The following is an 11,977-nucleotide window of genomic DNA, read 5'->3' as shown; positions in this document are numbered from 1 at the left end:
TATGGCGAAGAAGAAATTGCAGCAAACAGCTAGTGATAAAAGTTTTTCTGAGGCGCTGATTTATTTAGATGAGCACCCAATGTTTTCGAGAATGTTCTATAGTACATATATTCATCGTGAACATGGCTATAATGTTTCCAATCAGAGCTATGCCTTTGTCACGCAGAACGGTCACATCTATTGCCATCCTACGAAAAACTTATCGAAGGAGGAATGGATTTATGTACTTGCTCATTGTATGTTGCACTTAGGTCTAGAGCATTTTAAAAAAATGGAGCATCCTGCTTTTTGGAATATCGCCTGTGATGTTAGTATTGCAAGATTTTTATACGATATGAAAATTGGTCGCGCACCGAATGGCATGACACCCCCAACAGACCATTTTTCGAAGGATGAACATGCTCTTTATAAGCATTTCGTAGCGCATGGGAATGTGGAGCCGCAATATATAGGATGGGGAACATCTGGACAAAATGAGCAAGATTTATTTCTAGAGGATGAAGGCTATTTCGGTTATAAAAATTGGGGATTCTTACTGGCAGAAGGAATAGCGGACGCTGTTAGTCGTGCTGTTGATGTGGCGAGTGGTGTGGCGACAAGCTTTAGTGGAAAAAATACTGAAAAATCTGCTGCTGAGCAAGCGAAATCTTGGTTTATTAGCAGCTTCCCCCTACTCGGTTCATTAGCCTCCACCTTCACCATTGTTTATGACCTACGTATTTGTCAAAGCCTCGATATATCAATTGCCGCAATTGATGTAAAAAATCAGGAGATTTTTATTAATCCTGCTGCAAATTTATCCATGCAGGAGCTACGATTTGTGATGGCTCATGAACTACTTCATGCTGGATTATGTCACCATGAGCGTCGCCAAGGACGAGATTCATATTATTGGAATGTAGCCTGTGATTATGTAATCAATGGCTGGCTTGTTGACATGAATATCGGCGAAATGCCTGAGATTGGTGCACTATATGACCCTGAGTTAAAAGGGCTAAGCGCTGAAACAATTTATGATACGATTGTGGCGAATTTACGGGTTTATCGTAAGCTTTATACATTTCGAGGCCGCGAAGGCAAAGATTTAATTGATGATGGTACAGTAGATTTTTGGAAAATGCGAGACGGATTAACGTTGGAGGATTTTTATAAAAACTGTTTAGCGCAAGGATTAGAATATCATATTGGACAAGGTCGTGGCTTTCTTCCAGCAGGTTTAATTGAGGAAATACAAGCACTCAGCATGCCACCTATTCGTTGGGATGTAGAACTAGCAAAATGGTTTGATCAATATTTTCAGCCAATCGAAAAAAGACGTACTTTTTCTAGACTGTCACGTAGACAAGCAAGCACGCCTCATATTCCTCGACCAAGCTATTCAATTCCTGAAGATGAGCTAGAGGGGCGTACTTTTGCAGTCGTACTCGACACGTCGGGCTCAATGGACAAAAAGCTACTAGCAAAGGCGTTAGGTACAATCGCTAGTTACAGCACTGCACGTGAAGTAGTAGCAGTTCGCGTGATATTTTGTGATGCAGCAGCCTATGACGTAGGCTATATGCGTGTGGAGGATATAGCGAGTTCGGTAAAAATTAAAGGACGTGGCGGAACAATTCTTCAGCCTACGATTGATTTAATTCAGAAAGCTGAGGACTTCCCTAAAGATGGGCCCATACTTATTATTACTGATGGGGATACAGACCGACTAAGAATTAGCAATCCTCACGCTTTTGTGTTACCTAAAGGGAGACGTTTACCCTTCATTGCTAAAGGTGAAATTTTTTATATTGACTAAGTCGAGATCTTTGAAGCAATGAAAATATCCCTTTTACTTATTCATTTTAAATTTAGTGTATATACAAAAAGAAATTGCTGAATCAAATTAAACGTTTGAAAAGCATTGCTTTTCGGACGCCCCTCAGCATATGCACTTTTCTACTTAGCAATACAGGCGATTCTACATATTTTTTACTAGTTGATGCATACATTAGTGTCAAAAGGGGGTTTATTGTATCGCTGTCGTTCCAACAACTACGGCACAAACAGCCTTACTTGCTCGTCTAATGCGGGCTGAGGCTGAGGGAGACGGAGAATTAGGGATGTTGATGGTTGGCAATGTCGGTGTTAATCGTGTGAGAGCTGATTGCCTAGATTTTCCTGATATCCGAACGATAGAGGATATGGTTTTTCAAAGTCCCGGAGGCTTTGAGGCAACGACGAAAGGTTACTTTTATCAACGAGCAAGACAACAGGATATTCGCCTCGCTGAACGTGTGATTCGAGGGGAAAGATTCCACCCTGCTACGCGTTCACTATGGTTTTTCATGCCAAGTGGCGATTGCCCTGCCCAATGGTATGGTCAGTGGAATTCAGGTCGCTTTAAATCACATTGCTTTTTCTCACCAACCGAAAGTGAATGTCAAACTATTTAAAATGAAAGGATGTTCTTTTGACTTATTACTGGACACCGCCAATGCAACAAATGCCATCATCACCTAGACGAGAGGAATCTTATATTGAAAACATTTTAAGATTGAATCGAGGGAAGCCAGGTGTGTTCTATTTTTCATTCGATAACGCTGTAAATGGACAAAATACAAAAGCAGTTCGTGGGGTTGTGGAGGCAGCCGGACGCGATCATGCCATTATACGGGATTTGAAAACGGACCACCGCTTCCTCTTTCCGATGATTTATTTTGATTATGCAGAATTCGATGAGGAACTAGCTTATTTTTCGCAAACACCGTAGGAAAAGCATCTGAAATGCAGCGATTAACACTGCATTTCAGACGTTTTATTCATGTTCCATGAAAACTTTCTTTGGACATGTAATAAACACTGCTTTTAGCAGCCTTCAGCTAAGAATTAATTATGCCTCTGCGAGCTGTAGTCCAGATTTTTTCGAGCTAATTGGTGAAAGTTGACCTAAAACGGTCACATCCTGTAATACCCGCTGTTAAAGAGGAATTCAGTCTAAGAACATCGTATTGTCCTAAAGCCTGCGGCAGATGTCAAGGACTTTGAATTGTGCAAGCGCAATTCAAAATCCCGACGCAACTACGGCGAAGCGTAATTGATTGCAAGTGCTTCGTTATAAACGGAACTTTTGTATTTCTAGTTGCAGCTCCTGAGCATTTTCACTCAAGCTAATAGCAACATCGCTTACTTGCTCCATTGTCGCAGATTGTTGCTGCATTGCCGCCGCAACCATTTCAATGTCAGTAGCAGATTCTGTTGCACCATTTGCGATACTGTTAACGGATGCCGATACTTGCTCCGCGCTTGCTGAGAGTTGCTGAGATGTTGCTGAAATTTCCTCGATTTGTGTTGTCATTTCCATAATTGCTGAGCCGATTGCTTGGAATGCCTCCCCCGCTTCCCCGACAATGCGCACACCATCCTTTACGGATAGTAAGGATTCGTTAACAGCCCCTTCTACACTTGCTGTATCCGTTTGAATTTCTGCTGTTAATACGACAATTTTATTCGCCGAATTTTTCGATTGCTCAGCAAGCTTACGTACTTCATCAGCAACAACAGCAAAGCCCTTTCCATGTTCACCCGCACGCGCAGCTTCAATTGCCGCATTGAGTGCCAATAAATTCGTTTGCTCTGTAATATCCGTAATCACCTTTGTCATATCGCTAATTTCTTCTGTTTGCTGTGCTAATTTTTGGACTAGCTCATTTACTTGAATTGTCGAATGATTAATCGTTTCAATTTGCTCCTTCGCATGCTGAATAATAGAGCCGCCGTTAGTAGCTGTTATGCGAGCATTTTCTGAGCTTGAATGCAAGTCTTGCGCAAATTCAGCAATTCGTTGTACACCAACCGCTGTTTCATCCATTGCACGCGCACTTTCATTTGCTGCATTTGCAGCGCCTTGCGCACTCTCTGATGTACTCGATACACGACGTGTTACATCAGCCGAAGTAGCTGTTATTTGCTCGGTGCTTGCTGATAACTCCTCTGCCGCTGCACTTAATTGGTCTGTATTTGATTGAACATTGCCAAGTAAGCTTTTCAAACTATTTTTCATCGTATTAAATGCGTTAGCTAGCTGACCAATTTCATCCTTTGTCTGCATCTGTAAATCAGGCTCTGTCAAATCACCCGATGCGACAACATTCGTTGATTTCGTAATACGAACTAAAGGTAATGTAATCGCTCGACGAATGTAAAGAATTGCAATAATGCTCACAATAATAATAACGACTAACACAATAATCGATATTATTTTTGACATATTCATTGCTACATCCGATGCATCAACAGCTTTTTTTAGCTCCTCTTCCTGATAAGTCAATATGCTATCAGAAAATGCAGTAATGTCTTTATTAGTTTGCTGCAAATCGTTAATAACTAAACCGATTGCAAGGTTTTTATCTCCCTTACGAATAGCCGCTAAATACTGCTCTGCTACGCCATTAAACGAATCTACGGATGCTACTAAATCTGTATAATAGTCGCGCATTTGCTCGCTAATAATCAGTCCCTCTAAACGCTCCATTTCTTCATTCAGCAATGTATTAAAACGCACAAAATTATCATCATTTGCTTGTGTATACTCAATTACAAGTGCTCGTGCAAACAAGCCCTGAGATGCACCAGCAAGCTTAATTTGGTCAATTGAACGCACCGTTGCAACCCGTACATCTAACGCTTCGTCTACCTTCTTTTCAATATTTACTAAATTCAAATAACCAAGACCAGTAGAAGCTATTAACAATACGATAATAAGTAGAAATACTAAATTTAACTTTTTTCCTATGCTCATAATTAATTCCTCCATTAAATTTTAACTGCACGTTTTAGAAAATCTTTTTCATTGCAAAAAAATCTTAAAATCAATTTATTTTCCTTTAAATTACATTACTTACTTAAAAAAATAAAGTAGTATTTATTTTCACTACTTTTAAAGAAAAAATATATTTGCAATTCCTCTTTTTTGAATATAACATCTTTTTCCGAAAATTTTAATAGATTGTAAATCGAAAAAGCCGTTCAAAAATGAAATCTTTTTGAACAGCTTTTTACATTACGCTTTTTTTAATGTTGCGACAATAATTAGCACCCATGACGTTAAAAATAAGACGCCACCAATTGGTGTAACCGCACCTAAAACACCGATGCCTGTTAATGCTAAAATGAATAAACTGCCTGAGAAGAAGACAATGCCTAAATTCAAGCAAATCATTGCAATTTTTAATTGCTTTATTTCACCGAATATTTTAGCGCTCATTAAAATGCCAATGAGAATCAATGCTCCAGCGTGGAACATTTGGTATTGCACTGCTGTATCCCAAATGCCAGTGCTATAATCGTCTAGTATATCTTCTAAGGCATGCGCTCCAAACGCACCGAGTGCAACAGCTAAAAAGCCATGAATTGCACCTGAAATAATAGAACCTTTCATTCAAATAACATCCTCTCGTAAATTACTAAAAATCAAAAATAGAATGACCATTTGCATCGTTTTCACGCAATGGAGTTGACTGCGTAGGCAATTGTGCTGTCCCCATTGCTATTTGTGCTGGCATTTGTGGCTTGCCATCTGAAGTCAATACGACTTCACATAGCGCGCGTACCGCTGTTAATTGCTCGCGCATTTCCTGTTCAGTTGCTGCATTTTTTGCTTGCATGACATGTTGCTCTAATTGCTTCAATAACACATCATATGATATCATCGCTTGTCCTCCTGCTTCGGTGTATATTTTAAACAGTCCATTCCAGAAGATCGCCTCACAACAGCTGAAGGAATTTGTTTTGTTTTAAAGCCATATGCCGTACAAGCTCTGGGATTTGCAGGCTCCCATGTGACACGAAAATAGCGACATTTAAAACAGTTCACTGTCATGATTTCCCTCCTTTATGCTTATAAGCTCCAATCAATTGGCTCTTTACCCCATGCAATAAGCTGTGCATTCACTTTAGAATAGGGCTTGCTGCCAAAAAAACCTCGATATGCACTCAATGGGCTTGGATGCGGGGCCTGTAATATAATATGCGGTGTTTTACTACGCTTAATAATAGATGTTTTTGCTTGTGCAGGTCTTCCCCATAAAATAAAAATAATTGGCTCTCCACGCTCTGCTAGCTTTTGAATAACTGCATCTGTAAACTGCTCCCAGCCTTTATCTTTATGCGAATGGGCTTGTCCAGCACGCACAGTTAACACTGTGTTTAGCAATAGTACACCTTGCTGTGCCCACTTCATTAAGTACCCATGATTCGGCATTTGATAACCTAAATCGTCCTGTAGCTCTTGTAACATATTGCGAAGGCTTGGTGGCTGTGGAATACCCGGCTGAACCGAGAAGCTCATGCCATGCGCTTGATTAGGTCCATGATATGGATCTTGCCCTAAAATGACTACCTTCACATCTTGATAGCTCGTTGCATGGAAGGCATTCATCACATCCTCCTGCTTAGGATAAACTATCCCTGTACTATATTCTTTTGCAATAAATGAACGCAGCTCATTAAAATATGGCTTATCTAATTCATCACCGATTACTTGCTGCCAATCGTTGTTAAATGCTTGCTTTGCCATCAAACTCACCTCTATTTAATAGTATACTACAATATTCTTTAGCAACTGACACCAAAGAAAAAACTATTTCTGACTATTTTTATAAAGTCAGAATAAATGTATAGTTGTATGTAAATAATTTTAGAAGGAGTACTTAATTATGACATTAAAAAAGACATTAACAATTGCTGGCTCTGATACTTCTGCCGGTGCTGGTATGCAGGCGGATTTAAAAGCATTTCAGGAGCACGGCACATATGGGATGGTCGCTTTAACGGTTATCGTAACGATGGATCCAAATGGTTGGCATCATCAAGTGACGCCATTGCCAACAGAGCTATTACAACAACAAATCGATACAGCGTTATCAACAAAAGTAGATGCCATTAAAACAGGAATGCTTTCAACTGAGGAAATTATTAAAATAGCAAGCAAAGCCATTCAAAAGGCTGGCACAGACATCGTTGTCATCGACCCTGTTATGGTATGCAAAGGCGAAGATGAGGTATTAAACCCTGGCAACACAACAGCCATGATTGACTACTTACTTCCATACGCAACCGTTATAACGCCAAATCTTTTTGAAGCGGGGCAGCTTGCTGGTACAGGCACACCAAAAACAATCGAGGAAATGAAAACAGCCGCAGCAAAAATTCATGCACTTGGCGCTAAAAATGTTGTTATTAAAGGGGGTAAAGCATTAGCTTCAGATAAAGCTGTTGATTTATTCTATGACGGCACTTTATACAAGCTGCTAGCCTCTGAAAAAGTAGCATCTACTTATAATCACGGGGCAGGCTGTACATTCGCTGCAAGCGTCTGTGCAAACTTAGCGAATGGACTTTCTGTAGAGGAGGCTGTTATCGAAGCAAAAGAATTTGTTTCAGCTGCTATCGCACATGGCTGGGCATTAAATGAATATGTTGGTCCTGTAATGCACGGCGCAAAATCACGCTTCGGTGCACCGGAAGTTACTGTTACGACGATTTAAAGTAAGAGGAGCTAGTTGTTTGCGACAACTAGTTCCTTTTTTGCCAAGAAGATTGAATTGGATGAATCACTTCTTTAGACTATTTTTGCGTTGATTATTGTCTTTCCCAATGGTTATAACTTGCCTCCCAATTCATTTTTATTTTAAATAATCGCTATTTGTGAGACATCTTCTTTTCATTCTGAAAAAAATTCTACTATACTATCATTTAGATAGTTTAGAAAGGAGTTCCGATAAATGAAAGAGGTACATATCGAAACACTTCAGGAATTGCTTAACTCTTTTGCTAATAAAGATGTTTATATTCATTTAGAAACGACAAATGGGGCTTATGCAAGCCATTTTGACGCTAATGTTTTTAATGCTGGTGCTTTTATTCGCAATGCGAAAATTCGTTACGAGCTTGGCAAAATTGTCAGCGACACACCGCATCGTGTTGGCTTAAAAATGGAGCATGGCTGGGTATATGCACAAGGAATTACACACTATGAGCTAGATGAGCATGGACGCTTACTAATGGCTGGTTTAGATTATACAGGTAAATTAGCCATTGCCTTGCAAATTAGTGAAACACCATTTTCTTATTAAGGAGTGAAAGAAATGACATTACCTTCAGAGCGCCATGTATTAATTATTTTCCCTCATCCTGACGATGAGGCCTTTTCTGTCGCAGGTGTCGCGAGACTCTATCATCAAATGGGTGTACCTGTTACGTATGCCTGCCTAACGCTTGGCGAAATGGGACGTAATTTAGGCAATCCACCATTTGCAACGCGAGAATCTTTACCTGATATTCGCCGTCAAGAGCTAATTGCTGCATGTGAGGCAATGGCTATTCCCGATTTACGCATGATGGGCTTACGCGATAAAACACTTGAATTTGAAGATGATGAAAAGATGGTACAGCTTGTCACATCACTAATTGAAGAATTAAACCCATCTGTTATTTATTCATTCTATCCTCGCTATGCTGTACATCCTGATCACGAAGCCACAGCACGAGCTGTAAAAGAGGCTGTACGTCGCATCGATAAGGCGACACGTCCCCGTCTACTTGGCTGCGCCTTTGCGAACAATACTTTAGAAGAGCTTGGTGAGCCACATATTACAGTGAATATCGAGAATGTTAAAGACTATAAAGTGAAGGCATTGCAAGCACATGCATCACAAACTGCTTGGATGATGGCAGAAACAGCGAAACGTATAGATGAAGGGCAGCCAATGAGTGAAAGCTGGTTAAATATAGAGAAATTTTATGTCGTTCAACAATCAGATGAGCTTAATACACCAATTCAACGAGTAGCTTATTAAGAGTTATATTAGAAAAGTCATTTTGAATTTATAGCTGTTAGGAAAATTGTTCCTAGCAGCTATTTTAATTTTAAGACCTCTTAAATGTATTTTTATAAATTATTTTAGTATAAAGTTAAAATAGGAGTAGATTTTTTCGTTTAATGTACTTATAATTATACAGGTATTAAAAAAGGAGTTTAATTAAGTTTATGAAAAAGCATTCGTTTTATATTTGGTTTCTGTTCATTGCATTATCTAGCTTAGGTGTTTTTTTATTTATCGTTCCTGTAGGTACAGAGAGCGGTATTAAAGTGCCTATAGCTGTACTTGCTAACTATCTTGCTAGCATTGTAGAGCCGTTTATTCATTGGTTCGCACTTGCAGTCTTTATTATTGCAGCAGCAGGGGCACTCATTATTAAAGCCTTTCCTAAAAAAAATGGCCCACATACACTACTTGATTCACTATTCCGTGTTAATTGGTTTTGGACAATTGTACGTGTACTAGCCGTTGTGTTTGCAGCAATGTATTTATTCGATTTTGGACCTGAACAAGTTAATAGCGACGATACAGCAGGTATTTTACTTGACCCTGCTGGTGGTCTTGTGACATACATGTTTGTCCTATTTTTCTTTGCAGGTTTATTACTACCGCTATTAACAGATTTCGGCTTACTTGATTTCTTTGGCTCGATGATGGTCAAAGTGATGCGCCCATTATTTAAAATTCCAGGACGTGCTGCTATTGACTGCCTTGCTTCCTTCGTTGGTGATGGCACAATTGGCGTTTTACTAACGAATCGTCAATATGAGGAAAACAATTATACTGCACGTGAAGCAGCAACCATTGCTACAACATTTTCAGTTGTATCTATTACCTTCTGTTTAGTAGTTGTGGAAACAATTCGCATTGAACAATACTTCCTGCAATTTTACGGCACAGTCATTTTCGCTACAATTGTTTTAGCGGTTATTATGCCACGCATTTATCCATTAAGTAAAAAGCCTGACAAGTTTTATAATGGTAAAACACCTGTAGGAGAACGTGAAAAAGTGGAGGAAGGCTTTAACGTCTTTTCATACGGTTTGAAAAATGCATTAGAAAAAGCTGAGGAAAATAAAAATCTTGGTAAAATTTTCGCATCTGGCTCTAAAAACGTCTTAGAGATGTGGTTGGCTATTACACCAATTATTATGGCATTCGCTACAATCGCTTTAGTATTAGCTGAGTTTACAAGCTTTTTCCGTATTTTAGGTATGCCATTCGAACCGATTTTGGCACTTTTACAAATTCCTGAAGCTGGCGAAGCAGCACAAACAATGATTGTTGGCTTTGCTGATATGCTATTACCAGCTGTGCTAGGCTCAGGCATCGAATCTGATATGACTCGTTTCTTCATTGCAACCGTTTCTGTCACTCAATTAATTTACTTATCTGAGGTAGGTGGGTTAATTTTAGGAACAAGATTACCATTAAAGCTTTGGGATTTATTTATTATTTTCTTAATTCGTACAATCATTTCAATTCCAATTGTTGCGGTAATTGCACACTGGATTTTCTAAATTAAAAAAGGGGTATCCAGCTTCATTTCGTACTCCCCTCATCTCAAAGGACCGTCTCAAAATAACTTTTCAGACGGTCTTTTTCTATTTTTTTGAAACGTATGCGCTTTCATTGTGAACATTTTGTAAACACTTTAATTTACTAAATATTTTCAACATTTCGTCATTATTTTATGTTAGAATTAATGAATATTTTATCTGGATTTAGATAAAGCCTCAGATAAACAATAAGCTGAGGTGTAAACAATTATGGAGGTTACTATATATGGAAGAAGTTGCACAATCAAAAGCGGTCGCTGTTGAAAATATTTTAATTGCCCATCATTTTTTAAAGGATGTCGTTGCACATACCCCGCTTCAAAAAAATGACTATTTATCGGAGAAATATGGGGCAAATATTTATTTAAAGCGTGAAGATTTACAGCATGTTCGTTCGTTCAAATTACGAGGAGCATACTATAAAATAAAGCAAATTGAAGCTCAGGCGCGTGAGGTTGGGGTTGTTTGCGCAAGTGCAGGCAATCATGCACAAGGTGTTGCCTATGCGTGCGCTCATTTACAAATACAAGCAACTATTTTCATGCCAAAAACAACACCAAAGCAAAAAATTGACCAAGTTCGTATGTTTGGTCGTAACTATGCAGAAATTGTGCTTGCTGGTGATACATTTGACGACTCAGCAAAAAGTGCTTTAGCCTATTGCGAGGAGCACGAGAAAATCTTCATCCATCCTTTTGATGATTTCGATGTAATTGCTGGACAAGGTACAGTCGCTGTCGAGATTATGAATGATATTGAAGAGCCAATCGATTATATTTTTGGTAGCATTGGCGGTGGTGGTCTGATGGCTGGTGTTTCAACATATGTGAAAAACCTTTCTCCTTCTAGCAAAATTATCGGCGCTGAGCCAGCTGGTGCTAGCAGTATGAAGGCGGCGTTTGCTAATGATGCCCCTACTGCGCTCGAGACAATCGACAAATTCGTCGATGGTGCTGCCGTCCAATGCGTAGGCACAGAAACATATAATACATGCCGCAAATATTTAGACGATATCGTTCTTGTGCCAGAAGGTAAAGTATGTACAACCATTTTAGATTTATATAATAAACACGCTATTGTTGCTGAGCCGGCTGGCGCCCTTTCTGTTGCAGCACTAGATTTTTACGCGGAGGACATCAAAGGAAAATCGGTTGTCATCATTATTAGCGGCGGCAATAACGATATCGGACGCATGCAGGAAATTAAAGAGCGTTCACTTATTTACGAGGGCTTACTTTACTACTTTATCGTCAGCTTCCCTCAGCGCTCAGGTGCACTGCGCCAATTCTTAACATCCGTACTCGGTCCAAATGACGATATTACAACATTTGAGTACACCAAGAAAAACAACAAAGAAAGCGGCCCCGCGCTCGTAGGCATCGAGGTCACACAGCGTGACGATTATCAAGGCTTGCTAGAACGAATGCGGGAAAACGGCTTCGAATATAAAGAAGTAAATAAAGATAGCACATTGTTTGCGTTGTTAGTGTAGGAACAAGAAAATCCCCTTGCTGTACGGGGGATTTTTTGATTTATTCCATGTTTTTCGAGATTTATTCC

The 11,977-nt window shown here is 39.4% G+C and carries 13 protein-coding genes; 8 read left to right on the top strand and 5 right to left on the bottom strand.

Annotation, left to right across the window (positions count from 1 at the left end; translation table 11 throughout):
- Position 1: 1 nt before the first annotated feature.
- The 3 genes from C9J36_RS01335 (at position 2) to gerQ (ending at position 2,749) form a co-directional block, all read left to right on the top strand.
- Positions 2-1,795, top strand: a complete 1,794-nt coding sequence (locus C9J36_RS01335; protein WP_107942007.1) for a vWA domain-containing protein — start codon at positions 2-4, stop codon at positions 1,793-1,795.
- Positions 1,796-2,063: 268 nt separating this feature from the next.
- Positions 2,064-2,432, top strand: a complete 369-nt coding sequence (locus C9J36_RS01330) for a cell wall hydrolase (RefSeq protein WP_153061585.1) — start codon at positions 2,064-2,066, stop codon at positions 2,430-2,432.
- 41 nt (positions 2,433-2,473) lie between these two features.
- Entirely contained in the window at positions 2,474-2,749 is a 276-nt protein-coding gene (gene gerQ, locus C9J36_RS01325; protein WP_066168444.1) for a spore coat protein GerQ, read from the top strand.
- A gap of 342 nt (positions 2,750-3,091) precedes the next feature.
- Here gerQ and C9J36_RS01320 read toward each other — a convergent pair whose 3' ends face one another.
- The 5 genes from C9J36_RS01320 to C9J36_RS01300 all read right to left on the bottom strand — a co-directional run bounded on the left by C9J36_RS01320 (position 3,092) and on the right by C9J36_RS01300 (position 6,553).
- Entirely contained in the window at positions 3,092-4,777 is a 1,686-nt protein-coding gene (locus tag C9J36_RS01320; protein ID WP_107942006.1) for a methyl-accepting chemotaxis protein, read from the bottom strand.
- Positions 4,778-5,038: 261 nt separating this feature from the next.
- Positions 5,039-5,416, bottom strand: a complete 378-nt coding sequence (locus C9J36_RS01315; protein ID WP_066168119.1) for a DUF423 domain-containing protein — start codon at positions 5,414-5,416, stop codon at positions 5,039-5,041.
- A 25-nt stretch (positions 5,417-5,441) separates the two neighbouring features.
- Positions 5,442-5,687: a YwdI family protein gene (locus C9J36_RS01310; protein ID WP_107942005.1), complete on the bottom strand. Its 246-nt coding sequence runs from the start codon at positions 5,685-5,687 to the stop codon at positions 5,442-5,444.
- Complete coding sequence (locus tag C9J36_RS17450) at positions 5,684-5,857, bottom strand: uracil-DNA glycosylase (RefSeq protein ID WP_066168112.1); 174 nt, start codon at positions 5,855-5,857, stop codon at positions 5,684-5,686. Before C9J36_RS17450 ends, C9J36_RS01310 begins: the two co-directional genes overlap by 4 nt.
- Before the next feature lie 18 nt (positions 5,858-5,875).
- A complete protein-coding gene (locus C9J36_RS01300) occupies positions 5,876-6,553 on the bottom strand; it encodes a uracil-DNA glycosylase (protein WP_107942004.1) in 678 nt (225 codons plus the stop codon).
- Between the two features lie 139 nt (positions 6,554-6,692).
- On the opposite strand from C9J36_RS01300, the gene thiD reads away from it, so the two are divergent.
- The 5 genes from thiD (at position 6,693) to ilvA (ending at position 11,909) form a co-directional block, all read left to right on the top strand.
- Complete coding sequence (thiD, locus tag C9J36_RS01295; protein WP_107942003.1) at positions 6,693-7,523, top strand: bifunctional hydroxymethylpyrimidine kinase/phosphomethylpyrimidine kinase; 831 nt, start codon at positions 6,693-6,695, stop codon at positions 7,521-7,523.
- 237 nt (positions 7,524-7,760) lie between these two features.
- The gene (locus C9J36_RS01290; protein ID WP_066168103.1) at positions 7,761-8,111 is read left to right on the top strand and encodes a YojF family protein; all 351 of its coding nucleotides are present in this window, start codon (positions 7,761-7,763) and stop codon (positions 8,109-8,111) included.
- 12 nt (positions 8,112-8,123) lie between these two features.
- Positions 8,124-8,834 (top strand): bacillithiol biosynthesis deacetylase BshB2, encoded by a 711-nt coding sequence (gene bshB2 / locus C9J36_RS01285; RefSeq protein ID WP_066168100.1) that lies wholly within the window; start codon positions 8,124-8,126, stop codon positions 8,832-8,834.
- Positions 8,835-9,025: 191 nt separating this feature from the next.
- Positions 9,026-10,378 carry a YjiH family protein gene (locus tag C9J36_RS01280; RefSeq protein ID WP_107942002.1) on the top strand — a complete coding sequence of 451 codons (1,353 nt, stop codon included), beginning with the start codon at positions 9,026-9,028 and terminating at the stop codon, positions 10,376-10,378.
- A 265-nt stretch (positions 10,379-10,643) separates the two neighbouring features.
- Positions 10,644-11,909, top strand: coding sequence for a threonine ammonia-lyase IlvA (ilvA, locus tag C9J36_RS01275; RefSeq protein ID WP_066168092.1), 1,266 nt, complete (start codon positions 10,644-10,646; stop codon positions 11,907-11,909).
- Positions 11,910-11,977: the final 68 nt, after the last annotated feature.

Origin of the sequence: Metasolibacillus fluoroglycofenilyticus (assembly GCF_003049645.1) — a bacterium.
Classification (GTDB): Bacteria; Bacillota; Bacilli; order Bacillales_A; family Planococcaceae; genus Metasolibacillus; species Metasolibacillus fluoroglycofenilyticus.
The sequence above is the reverse complement of the archived record's forward strand: the minus strand, read 5'-3'. Positions and strand labels throughout refer to the sequence as shown.